The sequence below is a fragment of the Thauera aminoaromatica genome (assembly GCF_000021765.1).
Classification (GTDB): Bacteria; Pseudomonadota; Gammaproteobacteria; order Burkholderiales; family Rhodocyclaceae; genus Thauera; species Thauera aminoaromatica.
This window is the reverse complement of the sequence record NC_011662.2, coordinates 2,524,717-2,548,732: the sequence shown is the minus strand read 5'-3', so window position 1 is coordinate 2,548,732 and position 24,016 is coordinate 2,524,717. Positions and strand designations below refer to the sequence as shown.

Sequence of the window (24,016 nt, the reverse complement as noted above, 5' to 3'; positions counted from 1 at the left end):
GCCGGAGCAACCGAGCGAAAAAAACCCGCTGCGGGCACTTGCCCGGCAGCGGGTTTTTCTTGTGTTCGTGTTCGCGCCTTCCACGCAGGAGCGTCGGAAGGCGCGGACAGGACGGGCGCTTACTCGACCTTGGCCTTCTCGCGCAGATCGAGCACGTGGCGCTCGATCTTCTGCTGCTGCAGGCGTTGCTGCAGTTGCGGCTTGACCTCCTCGAACGGCGGCGGTTGCACGTCGCGCACGTCGTCGAGCTGGATCACGTGATAGCCGAAATCGCTCTTGACGGGCGTCGTCGTGTATTTGCCCTTCTGGAGCTGGACCATCGCATCCGAGAACGGCTTCACGTACATGGCGGGGTTGCTCCAGCCGAGCTCGCCGCCGCGCTCCTTGGAGCCCGGGTCGCGCGACTCCTTGGCGACTTCCTCGAAGGCGGTACCGCCCTGCAGGCGGGCGATGATCGCCTTGGCCTGGTCTTCGGTCTCGACCAGCACGTGGCGGGGCTTGTATTCCTTGTCGCCCATGCGGCCCTTGATGGCCTCGTATTCCTTCTTCAGCTCGGCGTCGTCGACCGGGTTCGTGCGCACGTAGTCCTGCAGGTAGGCACGGATCAGGATGGCCTGGCGGGCCATCTCCATCTGCGCCTTCACGTCCGCCTTCTTGTCCAGGCCCCTCTTGCCGGCTTCCTGGCTCAGTACCTCGCGGCGGATCAGTTCCTCGCGCACCGCATTGCGCAGCTGTTCACCGTCGGGCGCGCCCTGGGCGCGCTGCTCGGCCAGCATGGCGTCGGAACGCTCGCCGGGAATCGCGACTCCATTGACCTTGGCGACCGGGGATGCGGCGAGGGCGGGCAGCGCGAGGAAGCCGGCAAGCAGGGTGATGGCGAGACGGCTCGGGAAATGTTTCATGGAGATTCCTTCAATGTCCTTGTGATTCGGCCTCTGCGGCCGTTAGCGCGCGGATGGCGAGGGCATGGATGTCCTTGTGCATCATGTCCCCGACCGCGTCGTAGATCATACGCTGCCGGACGACTCTGCTGCAGCCCTGGAAAGCTTCCGAGACGATGAAAACCCGATAATGTCCGCCTCCCTCGCGCGCACCCGCGTGCCCGGCGTGCAGCGCGCTGTCGTCGCCGATCTCGAGGCGTGTCGGTGCGAAGCGTTCCTGCAGCGCGGCGCGGATGCGCTCGACCCTCGTCGCGCTCACGGCAGCGTCTTCCGGAACGGGCGCACGGTGGTCCGTACGAACACGCCCTGGCGCACGTAGGGGTCGTCCCGAAGCCAGGCCTCGGCGCTGGCGAGCGAGTCGAACTCGGCGACGATCAGGCTGCCGGCGAAGCCCGCCGGGCCGGGGTCGGGCGAGTCGATCGCGGGCATCGGCCCGGCCAGCAACAGGCGGCCGTCGTCGCGCAATGCCTCGAGGCGGGCGACATGTTGCGGGCGCACCGCGAGGCGCGTCTCGAGCGCGCCGGGAGCGTCCTCTCCGATCAGGGCGTAGAGCATCAGTTGCTTTCCTCTTCCATGTGACGGGACAGGTAGAAACCCTGGGCGAGCACGAAGGCGAGCATCAGCCCCATGCCGCCGAACATCTTGAAGTCGACCCAGGCTTCTTCGCTGAAGTTGTAGGCGACCCAAAGGTTGAGCACGCCCATCGCGATGAAGAAACCGGCCCAGGCGAGGTTGAGCCGCGCCCAAACCGGGTCCGGTAGCTTGATCTGGGCCTCCAGCATGGTGCGGATGAGGTTGCGTCCGAGCAGCGAGGCCGAGCCGAGCAGCACCACGCCGAACAGCCAGTAGAGCGCGGTCGGCTTCCACTTGATGAAGGTGGGGTTGTGGAAGAAGAGGGTGGCGCCGCCGAATACGACGATGATCGCCAGGCTGATCCACAGCATGGTGTCCACCTTGCGGTGCTTGAGCCACACCAGTGCGATCTGCAGGAAGGTGGCGAGGATGGCGACGAAGGTCGCGATCAGGATGGGCGCCTGCGAGACCGCGATGCCGTCGCCCAGCCAGCCGGCAGCGAAGGCATGCGAGGCTTCGGGGTTGGCGCCGCCGATCTTGTAGGCGGCGAAGAAAAGGATCACCGGCAGGAGATCGAAGAGGAATTTCATGGTCGGTCCGGTTCGCTGTGCGCGGAGCGCCGCATTCTATCCTGTTCCCCGGCGGGAGCCGCGAGCGGCAGGCAGAGCGCCGCGCGCAGACCGCCGCCATCGCGGGCGGACAGCTCGAGGCGGCCCTGGTGGGCGCGCATCACCCGATCCACGATCGCCAGGCCCAGGCCGGCGCCCTTCGTGTTGCTGCGCGCCTTCTCGAGCCGGGTGAAGGGCTGGCGCATGCGCTCGATCTCGCTCTCGGGGATGCCCGGTCCGCGGTCGGCGACCTCGATGCGTGCCTGCCCGTCCTCGATGGAGACCGTCACCTCCAGCGGCGCGTTCCCGCCCGCGTAGCGCAGGGCGTTGTCGATCAGGTTGGCGAGCGCGCGCCGGATCGACAGGGCGCGCGCCTGTACGAACAGGCTCTCCGGGACCTCCAGGCGAAGATCCACGCCGCGCAACCGGTACGGTTCGGTGACCTCGCGCGCCAGGGTGGCGAGATCGATGGCCGCGGTGGGTTCCTGCGCGTCGCCGCGGCCGAAGTCGAGGAACTGGCCGATGATGCGATCCATTTCGCCGATGTCCGCGACCATCGCGGTGACCTCGTCGTCGGGCGCACCCGACATCTCGATACCCAGGCGCAGGCGCGCGAGCGGCGTGCGCAGGTCGTGGGAGACGCCAGCGAGGATCAGCGCGCGGTCCTCGTCCATGCGCGCGAGGTTGCCCGCCATCTGGTTGAAGGCGCGCGCCACCAGCGCAATCTCCTGCGGGCCGCTCTCGGGCTGCGGAGGCGGGCGCTCGCCGCTGCCCACCATGCGCGCCGCGCGCGCGAGCTGGCGCAGGGGCGCGCTCACCCGGGCAACGATCAGGAAGGCGCCGAGCAGGGCGGCGAGCAGCGCGCCCCCCCCCCAGCCGAGCCAGCCGAAATCGTCCGGGTTCTCGATACGCTCGGGCGGCAGCATCACCCAGTATTCATCGTTGGCGTCGTCCGGATCGAGACGGAAGCTCACCCAGAAGCCGTCCAGCGTCTTCCAGCGCGAGGCGAAGCGGGTATGGTCGCCGAGCTGCCGACGTACGTCGGCAGTGAGCAAGCGCAAGGGCCGGGTGTCGGCGAGCGGCGCGAGCTCGTCGGTGGCCTCGGCGGGATAGATGCGGATGCCTTCCAGGGCGGCGAGGTCGATCAGCAGATCCATGCGACGGTCGAAGTCGGCATTGATCAGCGCGGTGCGGGTGAGGTTGATCACCGAAACCACCATCTGCGCCACGTCGCGCGAGCGCGCCGGCTCCTGGAAGTAGCGGAAGATCTGCACCCAGCTGCCGAGGGCGACGATCAGCAGCAGCGCGACGAGCAGGAAGGTCTGCCAGAGCAGGGTGCTCGGCAGCAGGCGGGGCCGCGCCGGCCCGCCCGCTGCCTCGACCGTGCCCGCCATCAGTCCTCGCCGCCGGCCGGGGTGTCCGGCTGCCCGCCGTTGTCCTCGCCGCCCTTTTGCTCATCGGGCACGAAGACGTAGCCGAAACCCCACACGGTCTGGATGTAGCGCGGCTTGGCGGGATCGTCCTCGACCAGCTTGCGCAGGCGCGAGACCTGGACGTCGATCGCCCGGTCGAACACACCGTACTCGCGCCCGCGCGCGAGTTCCATCAACTTGTCGCGGGACAGCGGCTGGCGCGGGTGGGTTAGCAGCACCTTGAGCAGCGAGAATTCGCCGGTGGTGAGCTGAATCTCCTCGCCATCGCGGACAAGCACGCGGGTGCCCAGGTTCACCTTGACCCGGCCAAACGCGACGATCTCGTCCTCGGGGGTGGGCGCGCCCGGCAGGGTGTGGGGCTGGCGACGCATCACCGCCTGGATACGCGCCACCAGCTCACGCGGGTTGAAGGGCTTCGCGACGTAGTCGTCGGCGCCCATCTCCAGCCCGACGATGCGATCCACGTCGTCACCCTTGGCGGTGAGCATGATGACCGGGATCTGGTTCTCGGCCGCGCGCAGCCGGCGACAGATCGACAGCCCGTCCTCGCCGGGCAGCATCAGGTCGAGCACGATCAGGTCGTAATGCTCGCGGTGCAGGGCGCGATCCATCATCGGCGCATCGCCGACGGCCTTCACCGAAAAGCCTTGTTCCTGAAGGTATCGGGACAGCAACTCGCGCAGGCGCGCGTCGTCATCCACCACGAGAATGCGATAGCGGTTTTTCTGGTTCATGAACGGAATGCTAGCCTGACTCGCGGCAGGGTGCCAGCCTTCCCGGGGCCGGTCGCGGGGGGCTCCCGGTAAGCCTTCGTAAGGCGGGGACGGAGAGGCAATATCGGCTTACAAAGCAGTCGCGATCAGGCCCGCGAAGGCTTTGCGCACCGGGCGGTTTGCCGTAAGGTGCGGTCATCGCTTTCCTGCGTCGGTTCCGTGCCTCCTCGAGGCCGTAGGGGCCGACGTCGTGCTCTCATGACCCCTTTCCGCGTTTCCCGCGCCTTCCGGCATCCCGCGCAGCACCTTGCCTGCCGGCCGTGCGTGCGCGCTTACCTCGTTTGCGGCTTGCTGGCGTTCTTCGTCTTCGCGCCCACCACGGCCAGCGCGCAGCTACGCTTCATCGTCGGTGGAGAGGAGCAGGCGCAACGCTTGCGTCCGGCGGGAGCAGAGGACCGGCAGGAATGGCGCGACACCCTGAGCGACCAGCGCAACGAGCGCGAGGGCGCGCGCGAGCGCCGGCGCATGAGCGAGGAGGAGCGCAGCGACCTGCGGCGCCACATGCGCGACGCCGCGCGCGGCGCCTACCGCGAGGAATCGGGGCGCAAGCCGCAGCGCTGAGCACTCGGCAATCCGGCAGTCGGGATACCCGCACCCGCATGCGGTCGCGGTCTTCGTTCGCCCCTGTCGATGCCGCCGCGTGACAACCGCGGCCGCAACGAACCGGCGCGCTCCCGGTAGAATGGCGGCCCCATGAACATCCTCTCCATCGAAACCGCCACCGAACACGGCAGCGTCGCGTTGCTGCATGGTGACGAGCTGCTCGTCCGCCGCATCCAGGGCGCGGCCAATCACTCCGAGGCGGTGCTGCGCGACCTGCGCGAACTCCTTGCCGAGACCGGGCTCGCCGTGGCGCGGCTGGACGCGGTCGCCTTCGGCGCCGGTCCCGGTGCCTTCACCGGGCTGCGGCTGGCTTGCGGTGTCGCGCAAGGCATCGCGCTGGCAGCGGATCTCGGCGTGGCCGTGGTCGGCAGCCTGCAGGCGCTCGCGCTCCAGGTCGGCGCGCCGCGGGTGCTGGCGGCCACCGATGCGCGCATGGGCGAGATCTACTGGGCGAGCTTCGTGACCGACACCGAAGGGGTGCCGCAGCCGCAGGGCATGCCGCGCTGTTGCGCGCCGCTGGATCTCGAGCTGCCCCCCGGCGAGTGGAGCGCTGCCGGGTCGGCCTTCCGCGCCTGGCCGGAGGAACTCGAGGCGCGCACTGCAGGGCGTCTCGTCGCCTGCCAGCCCGACCTTCACCCGCGTGCGGAAGAGATTGCCCGCCTCGGGGCGATCCAGGCGCGCGAAGGCGGGCTGGTGGCCCCCGAGCAGGCCGCGCCGCTCTACGTGCGCGACAAGGTCGCCTTCACCACCGCCGAGCGACTCGCGCGCGGAGGGCGTGCCTGATGCTGGCGCTGGCCTTTGCGCCGATGGGCGAGGGAGACCTCGACTGGGTCGGCGCGCGCGAGGCGGAGCTCCATGCCCACCCCTGGTCGCGCGGCAATTTCGCCGACTCGCTGGCCAGCGGCTACGACGCCTGGATCCTGTCCTGCGACGGTGTCCCTTCCGGCTACGCGGTCGTGATGAACGTGCTCGACGAAGCGCATCTGCTCGACATCGGCATCGTCGGCGAGCTGCAGGGCAGGGGGCTGGGCAAGCGCTTCCTCGACTGGCTGGCCGAAGGGGCGAAGACGCGCGGCGCGCGGGATTTCTACCTCGAGGTGCGGCCTTCCAACGCCGCGGCGCTGCGCCTCTACGCGCGCAGCGGCTTCGTCGAGATCGGTCGCCGGCGCGGGTATTACCCCGCGGCGGGTGGGCGCGAGGACGCGATCGTGATGAGGCGGGCGCTGTGATGTCGCCGCGCCTGTCCTCCCGCCGCGACGCGGTGCTGCGCGAGATGGGGCTCGGCCCGATCTGGCGCCTGCGCACGCGGAAGGCGGAGGTCTCCGAAGCGGATGATGCGGAGCGTGAAGCGGCCGAGCCTGCATCGACCGAAACCGACGCGACCGCCTCGCCCCGGGTCGAGGTGCCGCGTACGCCGAATCCTCCGCCAGCCGCACCGGCCCCGGCTGCCGGACCGCGATCGAGCGTTGCGTTCCAAGCCGGCCCGCACCGTGCCGCGCGCCCCCAGCCCGCGGCCGCTTCGACGCCCGCAGCCGTTCGCAGTGCGCCTGCGGCGCCGGATCCGGCTCGCGGCGCCCGCATCTCCACGCTCGAATGGGACGCGCTCGAAGCCGAGATCCGCGATTGCAAGGCCTGTGGGCTGTGCGAGCGCCGCAAGCAGGCCGTGCCCGGCGTGGGCGACCGCCAGGCACGCTGGATGCTGGTGGGCGAGGCGCCGGGCGCGGAGGAGGACCAGCGTGGCGAGCCCTTCGTCGGCCAGGCCGGGCGCCTGCTCGACAACATGCTCGCGGCGATCGGGCTGAAGCGCGGAGAAGACGTCTATATCGCAAATGCGGTCAAGTGCCGACCGCCACACAACCGCACTCCAGAACGCGGCGAGATCGCCGCCTGCCAGCCGTATCTCGATCGCCAGATCGCGCTCGTGCAGCCGCAGCTGCTGGTCGCGCTCGGCCGTCCGGCCGCCCAGGCCCTGCTCGATCGCGAGATCGCAATCTCGGCCGCGCGCGGCAAGCGCTTCGAGCGCGCGGGCACTCCGGTCGTGGTCACCTACCATCCGGCCTATCTGCTGCGCAATCCGCAGGACAAGGCCAAGGCATGGGAAGACCTCTGCTTCGCGCGCCGGCTGATCGCCGAGACGGGGTGAAGGCGGTGGCGGGGTGCCGGGCGGACCGGGGGCGAAGGCCGCCCGGCCTCAGTGCGGGCGATCCTCGAGCAGCGCCACGTTGTCGAACTCGCGCTGGTTGGCCTCGTGGCGGCGCTTCACCAGCAGCATGGTGCCGGCGACAAAGAGCCCGAACAGCACGATCACGGTGTTGATCGACAGGCCGAGCACGATCAGCAGCGCATAGGTGCCGGTCATCATCAGGATCGACAGGTTCTCGTTGAAGTTCTGCACGGCGATCGAGTGCCCGGCGCCCATCAGGATGTGGCCGCGGTGCTGCAGCAGGGCGTTCATCGGCACCACGAAGAAGCCTGCCAGCCCGCCCACGATCACCATCAGCGCCATCGCGACCCAGGCCTCGGTGACGCCGACCATGATCATCACTCCGAGGCCCATGGCGATGCCGAGCGGGATCACGTTCACCGCGCGCCGGAGCGTGATGTAGCGCGCCGCCAGCACCGCGCCGGTGGCCACGCCGAGCGCCACCACGCCCTGCAGCATCGAGGCCTGCGACAGGTTCATGCCCAGGTTGTGCTCGGCCCACTTGATCACGATGAACTGCAGCGTCGCGCCTGCGCCCCAGAACAGCGTGGTGACCGCGAGCGAGATCTGCCCGAGCTTGTCGCGCCAGAGCAGGCGCAGGCAGTGGTTGAAGTCGTGCAGCAGGTAGAGCGGATTGCTCTTGAGCGGCTTGTGGTCCACCCCGGTGTCGGGGATGTACATGTTGAAGATCGCCGCCACCAGGTACAGGGTGCCGACCACCAGCACCGCCGCGCCGAAGGCCGAGCCGGCGCCGGGCAGGCCCAGCCCCATCAGCCAGGTGGAGACGTCGCCACGGATCATGATCCCGCCGATCACGGTGCCGACGATGATCGCCGCCACCGTGAGGCCCTCGATCCAGCCGTTGGCCACCACCAGCAGGCGGTGGGGCAGATACTCGGTGAGGATGCCGTACTTCGCCGGCGAGTAGGCCGCCGCGCCCAGTCCGATCACCGCGTAGGCGAAGAGTGGATGCGTACCCAGGAAAAGCATCAGGCAGCCGCCGATCTTGATCGTGTTGCTGATCAGCATCACTCGCCACTTGGGCATCGAATCGGCGAAGGCGCCGACGAAGGCGGCGAGCGCGACGTAGGAGACGGTGAAGAAGAGCTTGAGCAGCGGCTCGTATTCGGAGGGGGCCGCCATGTCCCGGAGCATGGCGATGGCGATGATCAGCAAGGCGTTGTCGGCCAGCGCGGAGAAGAACTGCGCTGCCATGATGATGTAGAAGCCGAGCGGCATCGTCGGGTCGCGGCGGAAGGTCGAAGCGCGGTTTATATCACGAAGCGGATTGCCCTGTGATGATCTCGCGCAGCGCTTGTGCGAGGGCGCGCAGATGCCCGTATGGCAACGGTTTGAGGCCGCAGCGAGCAGGTTCTCGGGATGAACGCGCAGGGATCCACCTGAATGCGCCGGTTTGTGCTTTAATTCACGTAAATAAAACGTACTTATCCACGCCATGGCAGATCGCAGACTCCAGGTTTTCCACGCGGTTGCGAAGCACGGCTCGTTCACCCGAGCCGCGGAACACCTCCACATGACGCAACCGGCCGTCACCTTCCAGATCAAGCAGCTCGAGGAACACTTCGACACCCGCCTGCTCGATCGCGGGCACGGCAAGATCACGCTCACCGCCGCGGGCGAGCTCGTGCTCGCCTACGCCGAGCGCATCCTCGGTCTGTCGGCCGAGCTCGACTCGCGCGTCTCCGAACTCACCGACGAGCTCGCCGGCCAGCTGCGCATCGGCACCAGCACGACGATCGCCGCCTACTGGCTGCCGCAGGTGCTGGAGAGCTTCAAGCGCCGCTACCCCGGCGTGCTGCCGCGCGTGGTGGTCGGAACCTCCAAGCTCACCGAGGATCGCGTCGCCGCGCGCGATCTCGACCTCGGCCTCATCGAGATCGCCACCGAGCAGCCCAGCATCGAACGCCGCAGCGCCGCGCGCGACGACCTCCTGGTGATCTGCAGCCCCGGCCACCCGCTGGCGAAGTTCAAGGAGCTCACCGCCCGCGACCTGGTCGGCCACCCCTTCATCGACCGCGACCCTGGCAACGGCATCCGCCAGATCGCCGACGAGTTCTTCGAGGCCGCCGGCATCGCCGGCAGCCAGATCACCCTGTGCGCCGAACTCGGCAGCCTCGCCGCGGTCAAGCAGCTCGCGGCCGCGGGCCTCGGCTTCGCGATCGCCTCCGGGCGCGCGATCCGGCGCGACGTGGAAGAGGGCAGGCTGGTGGCGATCCCGCTGCAGCCGCGGCTGCACACCCCGCTCGAGGTCATCCTGCCACGCGACAAGTTCCGCTCGCGCCTGATCAACGCCTTCGCCGACCACGTCTGCGAGGAGTTCGCCCGCATCGCGACCGAGCAGGACTGATTCCCCGCAAGTTTTTGCTCCGGCCGCGGCCGGGGCCCTGACGCAGTTACGGAAGACCCTGATGGCACGGCAGAAATCCGCTTTCGTCTGCACCGAATGCGGTGCGCAGGCCGTGCGCTGGCAAGGCCAGTGCCCGCAGTGCCAGGCCTGGAACACCCTTGTCGAAACCGTGCTCGAGCCCGCAGCGCCGGCTGCGGGCAGCCGCTTCGCCGCGCTCGCCGGCGAGACCAGCCGGCTGCAGCCCCTGTCCGCGCTCGAACCCCGCGAAGAACCCCGCCAGCCCACCGGTCTCGACGAGTTCGACCGCGTGCTCGGTGGCGGCCTGGTCGCCGGCGGCGTGGTGCTGATCGGCGGCGACCCGGGTATCGGAAAATCCACCCTGCTGCTGCAGGCGCTCTCCAACCTGGCCGCGACGAGTGCGTCGGCTGGCAGCGAGGGCGCGACGGGCAAGGGCACCAAGGCGGGCGGCGTCATCTACGTCAGCGGCGAGGAGTCGGGCGAGCAGGTCGCGCTGCGTGCCCAGCGCCTGCAGTTACCGCAGTCGCCCCTGCAGATGCTCGCCGAGATCAACCTCGAACGCATCCTCCACACCCTGCGCGAGGCGCGCCCGCGCGTGGCGGTCATCGACTCGATCCAGACCGTCTATTCCGAGACCCTGCAGTCCGCCCCCGGCTCGGTCGCCCAAGTGCGCGAATGCGCCGCCCAGCTCACCCGCTTTGCCAAGCAGAGCGGAACCAGCCTGATCCTGGTCGGCCACGTCACCAAGGACGGCACGCTCGCCGGCCCGCGCGTGCTCGAGCACATCGTAGACACCGTGCTGTACTTCGAGGGCGACACGCACTCCAGCTTCCGCCTGATCCGCGCCTTCAAGAACCGCTTCGGCGCGGTCAACGAGCTCGGCGTGTTCGCCATGACCGAGCGCGGCCTGCGCGGTGTGTCCAATCCCTCCGCGATCTTCCTGTCGCAGCACTCGCAGCAGGTCGCCGGCAGCTGCGTGCTGATCACCCAGGAGGGCACGCGCCCGCTGCTGGTCGAGGTGCAGGCCTTGGTCGATTCGTCGCAGAGCCCCAACCCGCGCCGGCTGTCGGTGGGCCTGGAGCAGAACCGCCTGGCGATGCTGCTCGCGGTCATGCACCGTCACGCCGGCGTGGTCTGCTTCGACCAGGACGTTTTCGTGAATGCGGTCGGCGGCGTCAAGATCACCGAGCCGGCCGCCGACCTCGCGATCCTGTTCGCGATCGTCTCCTCGCTGCGCGACCGCCCGCTTCGGCGCGGCCTCGCGGTGTTCGGCGAGGTCGGTCTCGCCGGCGAGATCCGGCCCGCACCGCGTGGCCAGGAGCGCCTGAAGGAAGCCGCCAAGCTCGGCTTCGACACCGCCATCGTTCCGCGCGCCAATGCGCCGAAGCATCCGATCGAGGGCCTGAAGGTGATCGCGGTCGAGCGCGTGGAGGAGGCCCTGGAGCAGTTGCGCGGGTTGTAAGCGGGAAGGTAAGTCGCATCCCTGTACGAGCGCCGCCAGGCGCGAATGCAGCGTCGACCGTCCCACCCACGTCGATTCCCCGCACGCAGGAATCGCGGCTCGCGCCGCTCCCACACGACACCCGCAAGCGCGCCGTTTCTTGCAGGAGCGCCGCCAGGCGCGAATGCGGCGTCGGCCGTCCCACCCACGTCGATAATGAGTCCGCCGAGTTCGCGGCTTGCGCCGCTTCTACAGGTCGGGGAGCCAGGCCGTGAAGGCCGCGATGGCGGCGCGCAGGTTGGCGTTGGCGGAGGGGGCTGGCGCGGTGCCGAGCTCCCATGAGTCACCGCGGATGGCGAGCAACCAACTGGGCGGCGCGGGCCGGCCCTCGAGGTCCTCGAACACCTGTAGCACGCTCTGCGGCGAGACCGAGTGGGTGGTGAAGCTGTCGTCGCGGGCCGCTGCGATCGGCTGGAATTCGAAAGGCGGCCGTGCCGTACCGGATGCATCGACGAACAGGATCCGGCTACGGCGACGCAGATCCAGCGCATGCTCGACCTGGAGCTGGAAATCGGTCAGGCACTCGATCCCCGGCAGCTTCATCGCCTCGACCGCCTCCACGAACAGCGGCCCGAGCGCGTCGTCGCCGCGGCTCGGATTTCCCCATCCGAAGACCAGCACCGGCGCGCTCATGCCTTGTATTTCCGGTCCAGCTCCGTGCCCTCGGCATCCACCAGCGTGACCTCCAGCGGCATCTGCCCGAGCGCGTGGGTGGCGCAGGACAGGCAGGGGTCGAAGGCGCGGATGGCGACCTCGATGTGGTTGAGCAGTCCCTCGGTGATCTCCTGGCCGTGGAGGTATTGCTTCGCGACCTCGCGCACCGCCGTGTTCATCGCCTGGTTGTTGTTGGTGGTGGAGACGATCAGGTTGGCCATGGTGACGAGGTCGTCGTCGCCCACCTGGTAGTGGTGGAAGAGGGTGCCGCGCGGGGCCTCGATCACGCCCACACCCTCGCGCCGGCGCTCGCCGCTCGTCATGAGCTCGGTGCCGGAGAGGTCGTCGTCGTGAAGCAGGTCCTTGATGGTCTCGGCGGCGAAGAGCATCTCGATCATGCGCGCCCAGTGGAAGGCCAGGCTGCCGTGCAGCGGCTTGCCGCCGGCGTACGCGACGAGTTCGCGGCGCTCGTGCTCGGCAAACGGCGTGGGGATGCTGTCGCAGTTCTGCACGCGCGCGAGCGGGCCGACCTTGTACCAGCCCGCCTCCGGGCCCATCGACGTGAAGTAGGGAAACTTCATGTAGCTCCAGGGCTTGACCTCCTCGGTGATGAGGCGGTCGTAAGTCTGGTAGTCCACCTGGTCGAAGAGGATCCTGCCGTCGGCGTCCCTGGCGCGCAGCACGCCGTGGTAGAGGTCGAGGCTGCCGTCGGGCGCGACCAGGCCCATGAAGCTCGAGCGCACGGTGCCGAAGTGGTCGTAGAGCGCGCGGTCCTGCTGGTGGAGTTCCTTGATGATGCGCACCGCGTCGCGGCTCCAGGCGATCATCTGGTAGGCATCGGCGAGCAGGAGCTTGCGTTCGTCGGCGCTCAGCGCGCGATTGACGCCCCCCGGTACCGCGCCGGTGCCATGCACGCGCTTGCCGGCGGTGAGGCGGATCACCTCCTGGCCGAACTTGCGCAGCAGGATGCCTTTCTTCGCGATGTCGGGATATTGCTGTGCCACGCCGACGATGTTGCGCCGACCGAGCTCGGAGCCGAAGCCGAACAGCAGGTCGGGCGAGGACAGGTGGAAGAAGTGCAGCGCGTGCGACTGCAGGATCTGGCCGTAGTGCATCAGGCGGCGCATCTTGTCGGCGGTTGGCGTGACGCGTGCGGCGCCGACGACGAGGTCGAGCGCCTTGCTCGCGGCGAGGTGGTGCGACACCGGGCAGATGCCGCACAGGCGCTGCACCATCACCGGCACTTCCCAGTACGGCCGCCCCTGGATGAAGCGCTCGAAGCCGCGGAACTCCACGATGTGCAGGCGCACCTGGTGCACCTTGTTGTCCTCGTCGAGCAGGATGGTGACCTTGCCGTGGCCTTCCACGCGCGAGACGGGGTCGATTGCGATACGGCGCAAGGTATCGCTGGCGACTGTGGCGGTTTCGAGTTGAAAGCTCATTTGGATATCGTCGTCAGTGAGAGGCTCGCGGCTTGCGCCACTCCTGCCGAAAAGCGAGGTGCTCGAGCTTCCTGCAGGAGCGGCGCGAGCCGCGAGCCTTTCGGGGTTTCAGTCATAGTGCAGCAGCCCATGTCCCAGGCTCGGGTCCTTGCCTTCGATCAACTGGGTCAGGAAGGCCCAGATCGCGTCGCCCGATGGCGGGCAGCCAGGCAAGAAGTAATCGATCCTCACCACCTCATGCACCGGATGGACCTGGTTGAGCGGCAGCGGCAGCTCGGGGTCGTCGGGAATGCGGCTGCCCTCGGCGAGACCGTGGCCGGTTCGATAGACCTCCTGCAGGAGGTCGGCGAGCTCGAGGTGATTGCGCTGTGCAGGCAGCCCGCCGTTGACCGCGCACGCGCCGAGCGCGATCAGCACCTTGCAGTTGGCGCGGAATTCGCGCAGCACATGCACGTTCTCGGCGTTGCACACCCCGCCCTCGATGAGGCCGATGTCGCAGGGGCCGCAGTGCTTGATGTCGGTGAGCGGCGAGCGGTCGAACTCGACGAGTTCGAGCAGCGGCAGCAGGCGCTCGTCGATGTCGAGAAAGGACATGTGGCAGCCGAAGCAGCCCGCGAGCGAGACGGTGGCGACCTTGAGCTTGCGTGGCGCGCCGCCAGCGTCGATCTTTGCGATGTCGATGTCCATCATCGAGCCTCCTCGATGCCGGCACCGGCCTTGCCTTCGGGGCTGGTGCTCGCGCTGATCGGCCGGCGGTCGTAGGTCCGCTGCCCGATCGGCACGGCGAAGCCCACCCGTTTACTGAGGATCACGCCCACCGGACAGACCGCGGCGGCGCGGTCGGTGACGGCGAAGTCGGTGTCGGCGAGCCGCCCCGTGTCGCTGTTGACCACCAGGTGCGACTGCGTGCCGCGGCCGGCGAGCGCGAACACGTTCTTGCCGTCGACATCGCGGCTGGCGCGCACGCACAGCTCGCACAGGATGCAGCGGTTGAACTCGAGCAGCACGTCGGGGTGCGAGGCGTCCACCGGGCGATCGGGGTAGAAGTGGTCGAAATGCGGCGTCAGCATGCCCATCTCGTAGGCGGTGGCTTGCAGTGCGCAGTCGCCGCTCTTCTCGCACGAAGGGCAGAAGTGGTTGCCTTCGACGAAGAGCAGCTGCAGCAGCGTGCGGCGCTTGGCGTCGAGCTCTGCCGTGCGGTTCTCCACCTCCTGGCCGGCGGCGGCGCGCACCGTGCAGGACGTGGCGAAGCGCCCGCCGATCTTCACCGTGCACAGCTTGCACGAGCCGTGCGCGGCAAAGTCGGGGTGCCAGCACAGGTGCGGGATGTACTTGCCCGCGGCGGCGGCGGCCTGCATCACGGTCTGGCCGGGGGTGAAGGGGATGTCCTCGCCGTCGAGCAGGAAGGAATCGTTCATGGCTGCAGATCCTTTGCCGAGGCGGCCTCGGCGGAGGAGGGGACGGACTGCGCGGCGCCCGCTGTGGTGGCGCCCTGCGCATGGGGGCGCTCCTCGACCAGGGCCTCGTGGTTGTCGCCGAGGTGGGCGCCGGGGTCGTCGCGGCCGGTCATCCGGCGCGCCTGCGACAGCGCCGCGTCGAGGTCGAAGGCGGGCTCGTAGTCGGGCGAGTGCAGGCGGCGCTCGAAGGCGGGGCGGAACTTGGCCAGCATGTCGTCGATCGCGATCGTCGCCGTGTTGCCCAGGCCGCAGTGGCTGGCGCCCTGCATCAGGCGGTGCATCTTCGCGATCTCGTCGAGGTCGTAGGGCGAGCCGTGGTCGGCGGCGAGCTTGTCCAGCAGGCGGGCGTTGACCGCGGTGCCGACGCGGCAGGGCGTGCAGAAGCCGCAGCTCTCGTGGGCGAAGAAGTGGGCGAAGTTGTGCGCCACCTCGAACATGTCGCGGGAACGGTCGAACACCATGATCGAGCCGCCGGTGGCGACATCCTCGAAGGCGATGCGACGACCGAACTCGTCGGCAGCCAGGCAATGCCCGGCCGCGCCGGCGCTCGTCACCGCCTGCGTGTCGCGCGCGCCGGCGGCCTCGAGCACCTCGGCCACGGTGACACCGAAGGGAAACTCGTAGATGCCCGGGCGCTCGACGTCGCCCGACACCGACAGCAGCTTGGTGCCGGTCGAGGCCGGGGTGCCGATGGCGTGGAACCAGTCGCCGCCGCGCACCGCGATCAGCGCGGCGAGGGCGAGCGTCTCGACGTTGTTCACCGTGGTCGGCTGCCCGCGATAGCCGTTGGTGACCGGGAAGGGCGGGCGGATGCGCGGCTTGCCCGGCTTGCCTTCGAGCGACTCGATCAGCGCGGATTCCTCGCCGCAGATGTAGGCGCCGGCGCCGAGGTGGATCTCGATGTCGAAGGAGAAGCCGCGGCCCAGGATGTTGCGCCCGAGCAGGTTCTGTTCGCGGCGCTGGGCGAGGCGTGTTTCCAGGCGGTCGAGCAGGTAGCGGTATTCGCCGCGCAGGTAGATGAAGCCCTTGTTGGCGCCGATCGCCATGCCGGCGATGCACATGCCGTCGACCACCAGGTCGAAGTAGCTCGACAGCAGCACGCGGTCCTTGAAGGTGCCGGGCTCGCCCTCGTCGGCGTTGCAGATCACGTAGTGCGCGTCGCCCCAGGCGTCGCGGCACGAGCGCCACTTGATGTCGCTGCCGAAACCCGCGCCGCCGCGGCCGCGCAGTCCGGAGCGCTCGATCTCCCACAGCAGCCCGGTGGGGCCGCGCTCGAGCGCCGCGGCGAGCGCCGCACCCGGCGCCAGGCCATGGTCGAGCAGCACGTCGCGGCGGCGGAGCTTGTCCTCGACATGGAACCACTCCGGCGGCCAGTCGCCCACCGGCACCCGGCGGCGGATCAGGTGCGCCATCTCGTCGATGCGCTCGAGCGTGAGGCGGGTGATCGTGCGCCCGTTGGCCAGCAGCGCCGGCCCCTGGTCGCACATGCCGGTGCACGAGGTGGTCGACACTCTCGCCAGGCCGTCCTCCGACACCTTGCCCGGCTGCAGCCAGAGCTTGTCGCACAGCGTCTGCATCAGCGCCTGGTTGCCGAGCATGCGGTCGGTGATGTTGTCGGAGAACAGGATGCGGTATTCGCCCGCCGGCCGGGTGTGCAGGAAGCTGTAGAAGCTCGCGGTGCTCTCGACGCGGGCGCGCGGGATGCCGAGCGCGCCCGCCAGCGCGGAGAGCGTGGCCGGCGGCAGCCAGCCGTCACGGGCCTGGAGCTCGATCAGGATCTGCAGCAACTGCAGCGGATCGCGCCGGTGACGCTCCAGGATGGTTTCGAGTTCTGCCGTCATCGCCGCAAGCTCCCTGTGATTGCGTGCCCCTGCCGCGCGATTATCGCCCGCCGCACTCCGCGACGCTCATGGAAAGCGTGCGCGGGGCCGATGCATTGCACTTATTCGTGCCGATCGCGCCGCGGGCGGCTCCCATGCCGCCGCCCGCGTGCCTTCATAGCCCGCCCGGGCTGCCGATGCGCAGCGGCTCGGTGTGCCAGATCGTGCGCGCGTACTCGGCGATGGTGCGGTCGGACGAGAACGCCCCCATGCCGGCGATGTTGAGCAGGCTGCAGCGGCTCCATTGCAGCGGATCGCGGTAGCGCGCGTCGGCCTGGTCCTGGGCGTCGAGATAGCTGGCGTAGTCGGCCAGCAGCAGGTAGTGGTCGCCCCAGTTCACCAGGGTGTCGAAGATCGCCTGGTATCGCCCCGGCTCGTCCGGGCTGAAGAGGCCCGCCCGGATCGCGTCGAGCGCCGCGGCCAGGCGCGCGTCGCGCTCGTAGTACTGGCGCGGCTGGTAGCCGCCGTTGCGGATCTGCGCGACCTCGGCTGCGGTGTGGCCGAAGATGAAGATGTTGTCCTCGCCGACCTGCTCGCGGATCTCGACGTTGGCGCCGTCCAGCGTGCCGATGGTGAGCGCGCCGTTGAGTGCGAGCTTCATGTTGCCGGTGCCCGAGGCCTCGGTGCCGGCGGTGGAGATCTGCTCGGAGAGGTCTGCGGCCGGAATGATGAGCTCGGCCAGGCTGACGCTGAAGTTGGGCACGAAGACCACCTTGAGGCGCTCGCCGACGCGCGCATCGGCGTTGATGACCGCAGCCACGTCGTTGATGAGGCGGATCACCAGCTTGGCCATGCGATAGGCCGAGGCCGCCTTGCCGGAGAAGATCGCCACCCGCGGCACGTGTTCGCCGTTCGGCTCGGCGAGGATGCGTTGGTAGCGGCTCACCAGGTGCAGCACGTTGAGCAGCTGGCGCTTGTACTCGTGGATGCGCTTGACGTGAACATCGAAGAGCGCGGCCGGATCGACGTGGAGCCCGCAGTGCTGGCCGATCCACTGCGCCAGACGCAGCTTGTTGGCCTGCTTGACCGCGCGCAGCGTGTGCAGGAAGTCGGCGTCGTCGGCGTGCGCGCGCAGGCCCTGGAGCTGCTCGAGGTCGCGCCGCCAGGCTGGACCGATGCGGCTGTCGATCAGCGCCGCCAGCCCTGGGTTGGCGTGCGCCAGCCAGCGCCGCGGCGTCACGCCGTTGGTCTTGTTGTTGAAGCGCTGCGGCCAGGCGCGCGCGAAGTCGGCGAAGATCGACTCGCGCATCAGCGCCGAATGCAGCGCCGAAACGCCATTGACCGAATGCGAGGCGACGATCGCGAGGTAGGCCATGCGCACGCGGCGCTCGCCCTGTTCATCGATCAGCGACATGCGGCGCATGCGCTCGACGTCGGGCCCGAGCTCGGCGTTGAGCTCGGCGAGGAAGTGCGCGTTGATGTCGAAGATCATGCGCAGGTGGCGCGGCAGCACGCGGCCGAGCATCTCCAGCGGCCAGGTCTCGAGCGCCTCGTGCATCAGGGTGTGGTTGGTGTAGGAGAACACCCGCCGGCACAACGCCCAGGCGCGCGCCCATTCCAGCCCGTGTTCGTCGACCAGCAGGCGCATCAGCTCGGGCACCGCGAGCACCGGGTGGGTGTCGTTGAGGTGGATGCTGACCTTGTCGGGCAGGGCGTCGAAGTCGGTGTGGCCGACGCGGTAGCGGCGCAGGATGTCCTGCAGGCTGGCGGAGACGAAGAAATACTCCTGGCGCAGGCGCAGTTCGCGACCCTCGAGGGTGGAGTCGTCCGGGTAGAGCACGCGTGAGACGTTCTCGGAGTGGTTCTTGCTCTCCACCGCGCCGAAATAGTTGCCGCGGTTGAAGGCCGACAGGTCGATCTCCTCGGTGGCGCGTGCTGACCACAGGCGCAGGGTGTTGGTCACCTCGGTGCCGTAGCCGGGGATGATCGAGTCGTAGGCCATCGCCAGCACGTCGTCGGTGCCCACCCAATGCACGCGCCCGCCATCCTCCTGCAGGTGGCCGCCGAAGCGGATGCGCATGCGGATCTCGGGGCGGGGGAACTCCCACGGGTTGCCGTGCGTGAGCCAGTAGTCGGGCACCTCGACCTGTTGCCCGTCGACGATCTGCTGGCGGAACATGCCGTAGTCGTAGCGGATGCCGTAGCCGAAGCCGGGCACGCCGAGCGTGGCCATGGAGTCGAGAAAGCAGGCGGCGAGGCGACCGAGGCCGCCGTTGCCGAGCGCGGCGTCGGGCTCGAGCTCGGGCAGGCTGTCGGGGTCGATGTCGAGCAAGCGCAGCGCCTCGCGCACGGGGCCGGCGAGTTCGAGGGCGAGCATGGCGTTGCCCAGGCTGCGGCCGATGAGGAACTCCATCGACAGGTAATAGACGCGCTTGACGTCCTGCGCGTAGCTCGCCCGTGTGGTCTTCATCCAGCGCTCGACCAGGTGGTCGCGCACGGTGTAGGCGACTGCGTGCAGCCAGTCTTCCGGCAGCGCCGACTCGGGGTTCTTGCCGATCTGGTACATCAGCTTGTTGGCGATCGCGCGCTTGAGCGACTCGACGTCGGTGCTGGGGCGGTCGTACTGGAGGGTGAACTGGGCAAGATCCATGGTGACGTCGGTGAAGGTCCGGTAATCGGGTGGCGCGGCCGCGGCCGGCGTGGTGACGTGGCTAAATCCGCTAGTTTAGGCCTTTCGCCTGCAATGGCGCTCGATCGCCCGCCCGTGCCTGTGCGTCGGTCCCGGCATGGGGCGCGCGGGCAGCGCGAGGTGGGAAGGCAAGCCTGCGGCGCACGGCATGCCGAGCGTCGCTAGAATGCGGTGGCCACGCCCGGTCTTGCCGCGCCCCCGCGACGAGGCTTGCATCCAAGGAGCCCCCATGTCTTCCGATCCCGTCCCCGAACCCCGCCGTCACCCCAGCCTGCACGGTGCCGGCGGCGCCCCCTCCGATTGGGTACGGCGCTTCACCGCGCTGCTCGCGGACGGCGCGCGCGTGCTCGACTTCGCCGCGGGGGGCGGCCGGCATGCGCGCTGGCTTGCCGCGCGCGGCTGCAGCGTCACCGCGGTCGATCGGGACGCGGCGGCGCTGGCGACGCTGGATGGGGTGGCGGGGATCGCGACGCGAGTACTCGAGCTCGAGGGTACGGACTGGCCGCTCGGCGGCGAGCGCTTCGACGCCGTGGTGGTCGCAAATTACCTGTACCGGCCGCGCTTGGCGGAGCTTTTCGAGCTGGTGCGCCCGGGCGGCGTGCTGATCTACGAGACCTTCATGCTCGGCAACGAGCGCTTCGGCAAGCCCTCGAACCCCGATTTCCTGCTCCGTCCGCGCGAACTGCTCGACTGCCTTCCGGAGGGCTGGAGCGTGGTGGCCTTCGAGCAGGGCGAGATCGAGCGTCCGGCGATGATCCAGCGCCTGTGCGCGACCCGCGGCGCATCGCCGGGCCGCCTGGCACAATCCGTCTAGGCTTGGCGGCCACCTGGGCGAAGATGCGACGGTGTCCGCCCCTCGGCCGGAGAGATCGCGACCTGCGTCGCCGCAACGGGCCGACCCGATCGCGACTCGCGTCGCTCCCACCGGCCGATGCGGACGTCGGCGCCACAGGGAACGCGCCGGTTCTTTGAGGAAACGCGCGTCCCGATTGGGGTGGCGGGGCTGCTCGGGCTCGCCCCGGACGCTTCACTCCGCAGCTTCGGCGAGAATGCGACCGGCCAGCGCGCGCACCCCGGCCGCGCTCAGGTCGGCGCTCTCCACCCGCAGCGCGTCGGCGTAGTGCACGTAGTTGTGATTCTGCGAACGATGGTAAAGCGGGTCGTAGTGCTGGTCGATCAGCTCGGCGAACAGCTCGGGGAGCGCGTGTGCGGCGGCGAGCGATTTCCAGCGCTCGAGCGTCTCGCGGCTCTGGTGCTCGCGCAGGCGGTGCAGCTTGTCCTGCAGCGCGCCCACGTCGTCGCCGAGGTAGGCGTAGTCGCGCACCAGAAACTCGAGGCGGGCCGCGCGCGTGGCGTCGATCAGGATGCAGGGCGCGCGCCGCATCGCCAGGATCAGCGCCTCGGGCACGAAGACCAGGCCGATCTTGCGGCTCTCGGCCTCGACATACACCGGGCGCGCCGGATCGAGCCGGCGCAGGCGATCCCACAGCAGGGTCTCGAAGCGCTTCTGCGCCGGCTGCGGACGGTCGGGCAGGGCGCCGAGCACCGAGCCCTTGTGCGCGGCGAGGTCCTCCAGGTCGAGCACCTGCGCCCCTTGTGCCGCGAGCGCCTCGAGCACGCGCGTCTTCGCGCTGCCGGTCGGGCCGCACACGATGCGCAACGCCAGCGTGGGTACGATGCGCTCGATCTCGGCGATCACCAGGTGGCGGAAGGCCTTGTAGCCGCCCTCGAGCTGGCAGGCGTCCCAGCCCACCATGCGCAGCCAGGTGGTGAAGGAGCCGCTGCGCTGGCCGCCGCGCCAGCAGTAGATGAGGGGGCGCCAGTTCTTGGGCTTGTCCTGCAGCGTGGCGAGCATGTGGCGCGAGATGTTGGCGGCCACCAGCGCGCCGCCGAGGCGGCGGGCGTCGAAGGCCGACTGCTGCTTGTAAATCGTGCCGACGACGATGCGCTCGTCGTTGTCGAGCACCGGCAGGTTGATCGCGCCGGGAATGTGGTCTTCGGCGAACTCGGCGGGCGTGCGCGCGTCGATGATCTCGTCAAAGCCGGACAGCTGTGCTACGGTCGCGACGCCTTTTTGCATGATGTTGACACGACGCGCGGCGCCCACTTGCGCCGCGCGTCGCTTTCTCTCCCGGAAACATGAACGAAATCAGACTGACCGAATTCTCCCACGGCGGCGGCTGCGGCTGCAAAATCGCCCCCGCCGTGCTCGCCGAGCTGCTCGCCACCATGCCCGCCGGCCTCGTGCCACCCGAGCTGCTGGTGGGGACCGACACTGCCGACGACGCCGCCGTCTACAAGCTCAACGATCGCCAGGCCATCGTCGCCACCACCGACTTCTTCACCCCGATCGTGGACAACCCGCGCGACTTCGGCCGCATCGCCGCCACCAACGCGCTCTCCGACGTCTATGCGATGGGCGCCCAGCCCATCCTGGCGCTGGCGATCGTCGGCATGCCGCTCGACAAGCTGCCGCCCGCGGTGATCGGCGAGATCCTCAAGGGCGGCGCCGAGGTCTGCCGCGACGCGGGCATCCCGGTCGCCGGCGGGCACTCGATCGACGTGCTCGAGCCGATCTACGGTCTGGTCGGCCTCGGCGTGGTCGACCCCGCGCGCGTGCGCACCAACGCCGGCGCCAAGGCGGGCGACGTGCTCATCCTCACCAAGCCGCTCGGCATCGGCATCCTCTCGGCGGGCTTGAAGAAGGGCCGGCTGTCGGCAGACGGTTACGCGCAGATGATCCGCTGGACGACGACGCTCAACCGTGTCGGCGCCAGGCTCGCCGACCTCGACGGCGTGCACGCGGTGACCGACGTCACCGGCTTCGGCCTCGCGGGGCACCTGCTGGAGATGTGCCGCGGCGCGTCGCTGACCGGCGCGGTGCGCTTCGATGCGCTGCCGGTGATCGAGGAGGCGCGCGCCCTGGTCCGGGACGGCGTCGCCACCGGCGCGTCGACGCGCAACTGGGCGAGCTACGGTGCCAGCGTGGAGCTGCCGGTGGACGCCCCGGAGTGGCAGCGCAAGCTCGTCACCGACCCGCAGACCTCCGGCGGCCTGCTGATCGCCTGCGCGCCGGAAGCCGTCGAGGCCGTGCAGGCCGCGGTGCGCGCCGAGCAGGGCGAGGCGGGGACGATCGTCGGCGAGATGAAGGCGGGCGCAGCGCGGGTGGTGGTGGGGTAGGCGCCACGGGCGGCTGCCGTTCGGCATCGGGCGCCGTGCTCCCCTGCCTTCGGCCGCGACGCGCGACCGGGCAGTGCGATCGCGACTGGCGTCGCTCCTACAGCCAGCCCTCGGTGTTTCGGTTCTTCGTAGGAGCGACGCGAGTCGCGATCGGGCGATCGTGCCGGGACGGGCGTCGGTCGGATCCCGTGCGCCACGATCGCGCCTCGCAGCGCTCCTGCGGCTGAATTCCCCCCAGCGCTTCGAGCCTCACTTGCGCGCTGCCTTCGTCTCCTTCGCGGCAAGCAGCGGGCGAAGGCCGGCCCATACCGTGTCGACGATGCGCGGCTGCGCCTCGGCGGCCGGGTGGATGCCGTCGGGCAGGAAGAGCTCGGGGCGGTCGGCGAAGCCGTCCATCAGGAAGGGCACGAGCGGCACCTTCTTCTCCGCGGCCACGTTGGCGAAGACCTCTGCGAAGCGTTGCGTGTAGGCCGGACCATAGTTTGGCGGCATGCGCATGCCGATCAGCAGGACGCGCGCGCCCGCCGCGTCCGCAGCGTCGATCATCGCGGCCAGGTTGTCCGCGAGCAGCTGCGGCTTGAGTCCGCGCAGGCCGTCGTTGGCGCCGAGCTCCAGGATCACCAGCGTGGGCGCATGTTCGGCCAGGGCGGCGGGCAGGCGGGTGAGGCCACCCGACGAGGTCTCGCCGGATACACTGGCGTTGACCACGACATGGCGGAACCCTTCGGCCTGCAGACGCGTCTGCAACAGGGTGGGCCATTCCTGGCCCCTTTCCAGACCGTAGCCGGCCGACAGGCTGTCGCCCCATACCAGGATGGTGTCGGCGCGGGCGACGGCGCCGAAAAGGAACATGAACGCGAAGGGAATGATGAAACGCAACGGCATCGAGCTCTCCAATCCGGTCATCGAGGTCGATGACCTGTGCAAGCAGGTCGCGCTGGCCGACGGCCAGGGCGAGCTGCGGATTTTGCAGGACATCGGCTTTGCCGTGGGTGCGGGCGAGTCGGTGGCGATTGTGGGCGCCTCCGGCTCCGGCAAATCGACCCTGCTGGGATTGCTCGCCGGGTTGGACGTTCCCGCGCACGGCACGGTGCGGGTGCAGGGCCGCGACCTCTTCGCGCTCGACGAGGACGCGCGCGCAGCGCTGCGCGGCGAGGCGATCGGCTTCGTGTTCCAGTCCTTCCAGCTGCTGCCGGCGCTCACCGCGCTGGAGAACGTGATGCTGCCGCTGGAGCTCGCCGGCGTGGACGACGCGCGCGCGATCGCCACCCAATGGCTGCAGCGCGTCGGCCTGGGCAGCCGGCTCACGCATTATCCCAAGCACCTGTCGGGCGGCGAGCAACAACGCGTGGCGCTGGCGCGCGCCTTCGCGCCCGATCCCCGGGTGCTGCTCGCCGACGAGCCCACCGGCAACCTCGACGCCGAGACGGGGAGGGCGATCATCGAGCTGATGTTCGCGCTCAACCGCGAGCAGGGCACCACGCTGATCCTGGTGACCCACGACGAGTCCCTCGCCCGCCGCTGCGGCCGCGTGCTACGCATGGACTCCGGCCGCCTCAGCGAGGCCCCGTAGGAGCGACGCCAGTCGCGATCGGGCGGTGGGGTGGCGCTGACGCGGCGGTGGAGGTGCGGGGGCCGGAATCGCGACTTGCGTCGCTCCTACAAAACCGGCGCGGGTCGGGGGGGGCGAGACGGTGCAGCGCGCCGTGGGAGCGACGCGAGTCGCGATCGGGAGGCGCGGTGGCGCTGACGC

24 protein-coding genes are annotated in these 24,016 nt (G+C 69.4%); 9 read left to right on the top strand and 15 right to left on the bottom strand.

Annotated features, from left to right (window positions below):
* Positions 1 to 119 precede the first annotated feature (119 nt).
* The 6 genes from TMZ1T_RS11200 to ompR are packed head-to-tail and all read right to left on the bottom strand — an operon-like array spanning position 120 to position 4,289.
* The gene (locus TMZ1T_RS11200) at positions 120 to 902 is read right to left on the bottom strand and encodes a peptidylprolyl isomerase (protein WP_004325532.1); all 783 of its coding nucleotides are present in this window, start codon (positions 900 to 902) and stop codon (positions 120 to 122) included.
* A gap of 10 nt (positions 903 to 912) precedes the next feature.
* Entirely contained in the window at positions 913 to 1,200 is a 288-nt protein-coding gene (locus TMZ1T_RS11195; RefSeq protein WP_004325533.1) for a BolA family protein, read from the bottom strand.
* On the bottom strand, positions 1,197 to 1,496 hold the full coding sequence (locus tag TMZ1T_RS11190) for a YciI family protein (RefSeq protein WP_004325535.1): 300 nt from the start codon (positions 1,494 to 1,496) through the stop codon (positions 1,197 to 1,199). Before TMZ1T_RS11190 ends, TMZ1T_RS11195 begins: the two co-directional genes overlap by 4 nt.
* Positions 1,496 to 2,104, bottom strand: coding sequence for a septation protein A (locus TMZ1T_RS11185; RefSeq protein ID WP_004325536.1), 609 nt, complete (start codon positions 2,102 to 2,104; stop codon positions 1,496 to 1,498). Before TMZ1T_RS11185 ends, TMZ1T_RS11190 begins: the two co-directional genes overlap by 1 nt.
* Positions 2,101 to 3,516, bottom strand: a complete 1,416-nt coding sequence (locus tag TMZ1T_RS11180) for a sensor histidine kinase (protein ID WP_012585451.1) — start codon at positions 3,514 to 3,516, stop codon at positions 2,101 to 2,103. Before TMZ1T_RS11180 ends, TMZ1T_RS11185 begins: the two co-directional genes overlap by 4 nt.
* A complete protein-coding gene (gene ompR / locus TMZ1T_RS11175; protein WP_004322133.1) occupies positions 3,516 to 4,289 on the bottom strand; it encodes an osmolarity response regulator transcription factor OmpR in 774 nt (257 codons plus the stop codon). The genes TMZ1T_RS11180 and ompR overlap by 1 nt, the downstream gene beginning before the upstream one ends.
* Positions 4,290 to 4,526: 237 nt before the next feature.
* Here ompR and TMZ1T_RS11170 point away from each other — a divergent pair, with 237 nt between their 5' ends.
* The 4 genes from TMZ1T_RS11170 to TMZ1T_RS11155 all read left to right on the top strand — a co-directional run bounded on the left by TMZ1T_RS11170 (position 4,527) and on the right by TMZ1T_RS11155 (position 7,074).
* Complete coding sequence (locus TMZ1T_RS11170) at positions 4,527 to 4,889, top strand: hypothetical protein (RefSeq protein ID WP_012585450.1); 363 nt, start codon at positions 4,527 to 4,529, stop codon at positions 4,887 to 4,889.
* Between the two features lie 132 nt (positions 4,890 to 5,021).
* Positions 5,022 to 5,714, top strand: a complete 693-nt coding sequence (gene tsaB / locus TMZ1T_RS11165) for a tRNA (adenosine(37)-N6)-threonylcarbamoyltransferase complex dimerization subunit type 1 TsaB (RefSeq protein ID WP_004322135.1) — start codon at positions 5,022 to 5,024, stop codon at positions 5,712 to 5,714.
* The gene (rimI, locus tag TMZ1T_RS11160; RefSeq protein ID WP_004322136.1) at positions 5,714 to 6,160 is read left to right on the top strand and encodes a ribosomal protein S18-alanine N-acetyltransferase; all 447 of its coding nucleotides are present in this window, start codon (positions 5,714 to 5,716) and stop codon (positions 6,158 to 6,160) included. Before tsaB ends, rimI begins: the two co-directional genes overlap by 1 nt.
* Positions 6,160 to 7,074: a uracil-DNA glycosylase gene (locus tag TMZ1T_RS11155; RefSeq protein WP_004322138.1), complete on the top strand. Its 915-nt coding sequence runs from the start codon at positions 6,160 to 6,162 to the stop codon at positions 7,072 to 7,074. Before rimI ends, TMZ1T_RS11155 begins: the two co-directional genes overlap by 1 nt.
* 48 nt (positions 7,075 to 7,122) lie before the next feature.
* Here the strand turns inward: TMZ1T_RS11155 and lplT are convergent, their stop codons facing one another.
* Entirely contained in the window at positions 7,123 to 8,373 is a 1,251-nt protein-coding gene (gene lplT, locus TMZ1T_RS11150) for a lysophospholipid transporter LplT (RefSeq protein ID WP_004322141.1), read from the bottom strand.
* A gap of 217 nt (positions 8,374 to 8,590) precedes the next feature.
* Between lplT and TMZ1T_RS11145 the strand changes: the two genes are divergently transcribed.
* Both TMZ1T_RS11145 and radA read left to right on the top strand, forming a co-directional pair.
* Positions 8,591 to 9,502: a LysR family transcriptional regulator gene (locus TMZ1T_RS11145; RefSeq protein ID WP_012585449.1), complete on the top strand. Its 912-nt coding sequence runs from the start codon at positions 8,591 to 8,593 to the stop codon at positions 9,500 to 9,502.
* A gap of 61 nt (positions 9,503 to 9,563) precedes the next feature.
* Positions 9,564 to 10,982, top strand: coding sequence for a DNA repair protein RadA (radA, locus tag TMZ1T_RS11140; protein WP_004322149.1), 1,419 nt, complete (start codon positions 9,564 to 9,566; stop codon positions 10,980 to 10,982).
* A 228-nt stretch (positions 10,983 to 11,210) separates the two neighbouring features.
* Here the strand turns inward: radA and TMZ1T_RS11135 are convergent, their stop codons facing one another.
* The 6 genes from TMZ1T_RS11135 to TMZ1T_RS11110 all read right to left on the bottom strand — a co-directional run bounded on the left by TMZ1T_RS11135 (position 11,211) and on the right by TMZ1T_RS11110 (position 19,044).
* Positions 11,211 to 11,654 carry a hydrogenase maturation protease gene (locus TMZ1T_RS11135; RefSeq protein WP_004322151.1) on the bottom strand — a complete coding sequence of 148 codons (444 nt, stop codon included), beginning with the start codon at positions 11,652 to 11,654 and terminating at the stop codon, positions 11,211 to 11,213.
* The gene (locus tag TMZ1T_RS11130) at positions 11,651 to 13,117 is read right to left on the bottom strand and encodes a Ni/Fe hydrogenase subunit alpha (protein WP_012585448.1); all 1,467 of its coding nucleotides are present in this window, start codon (positions 13,115 to 13,117) and stop codon (positions 11,651 to 11,653) included. The genes TMZ1T_RS11135 and TMZ1T_RS11130 overlap by 4 nt, the downstream gene beginning before the upstream one ends.
* A 108-nt stretch (positions 13,118 to 13,225) precedes the next feature.
* The gene (locus TMZ1T_RS11125) at positions 13,226 to 13,807 is read right to left on the bottom strand and encodes an NADH-quinone oxidoreductase subunit B family protein (RefSeq protein WP_012585447.1); all 582 of its coding nucleotides are present in this window, start codon (positions 13,805 to 13,807) and stop codon (positions 13,226 to 13,228) included.
* Complete coding sequence (locus TMZ1T_RS11120) at positions 13,804 to 14,535, bottom strand: 2Fe-2S iron-sulfur cluster-binding protein (protein ID WP_004302164.1); 732 nt, start codon at positions 14,533 to 14,535, stop codon at positions 13,804 to 13,806. Before TMZ1T_RS11120 ends, TMZ1T_RS11125 begins: the two co-directional genes overlap by 4 nt.
* A complete protein-coding gene (locus TMZ1T_RS11115) occupies positions 14,532 to 16,415 on the bottom strand; it encodes an NAD(P)H-dependent oxidoreductase subunit E (protein WP_004302162.1) in 1,884 nt (627 codons plus the stop codon). Before TMZ1T_RS11115 ends, TMZ1T_RS11120 begins: the two co-directional genes overlap by 4 nt.
* Before the next feature lie 154 nt (positions 16,416 to 16,569).
* Positions 16,570 to 19,044, bottom strand: a complete 2,475-nt coding sequence (locus tag TMZ1T_RS11110; RefSeq protein WP_012585446.1) for a glycogen/starch/alpha-glucan phosphorylase — start codon at positions 19,042 to 19,044, stop codon at positions 16,570 to 16,572.
* Between the two features lie 268 nt (positions 19,045 to 19,312).
* Between TMZ1T_RS11110 and TMZ1T_RS11105 the strand changes: the two genes are divergently transcribed.
* Positions 19,313 to 19,897: a class I SAM-dependent methyltransferase gene (locus tag TMZ1T_RS11105; protein ID WP_012585445.1), complete on the top strand. Its 585-nt coding sequence runs from the start codon at positions 19,313 to 19,315 to the stop codon at positions 19,895 to 19,897.
* 213 nt (positions 19,898 to 20,110) lie between these two features.
* Here TMZ1T_RS11105 and mnmH read toward each other — a convergent pair whose 3' ends face one another.
* On the bottom strand, positions 20,111 to 21,163 hold the full coding sequence (gene mnmH, locus TMZ1T_RS11100; RefSeq protein WP_012585444.1) for a tRNA 2-selenouridine(34) synthase MnmH: 1,053 nt from the start codon (positions 21,161 to 21,163) through the stop codon (positions 20,111 to 20,113).
* Positions 21,164 to 21,222: 59 nt separating this feature from the next.
* Between mnmH and selD the strand changes: the two genes are divergently transcribed.
* A complete protein-coding gene (selD, locus tag TMZ1T_RS11095) occupies positions 21,223 to 22,263 on the top strand; it encodes a selenide, water dikinase SelD (protein ID WP_012585443.1) in 1,041 nt (346 codons plus the stop codon).
* Between the two features lie 249 nt (positions 22,264 to 22,512).
* Here the strand turns inward: selD and TMZ1T_RS11090 are convergent, their stop codons facing one another.
* Entirely contained in the window at positions 22,513 to 23,148 is a 636-nt protein-coding gene (locus TMZ1T_RS11090) for an arylesterase (RefSeq protein ID WP_041589657.1), read from the bottom strand.
* On the opposite strand from TMZ1T_RS11090, the gene TMZ1T_RS11085 reads away from it, so the two are divergent.
* A complete protein-coding gene (locus tag TMZ1T_RS11085) occupies positions 23,132 to 23,836 on the top strand; it encodes an ABC transporter ATP-binding protein (protein WP_012585441.1) in 705 nt (234 codons plus the stop codon). The two genes, TMZ1T_RS11090 and TMZ1T_RS11085, sit on opposite strands and share 17 nt — an antisense overlap.
* Positions 23,837 to 24,016 lie beyond the last annotated feature (180 nt).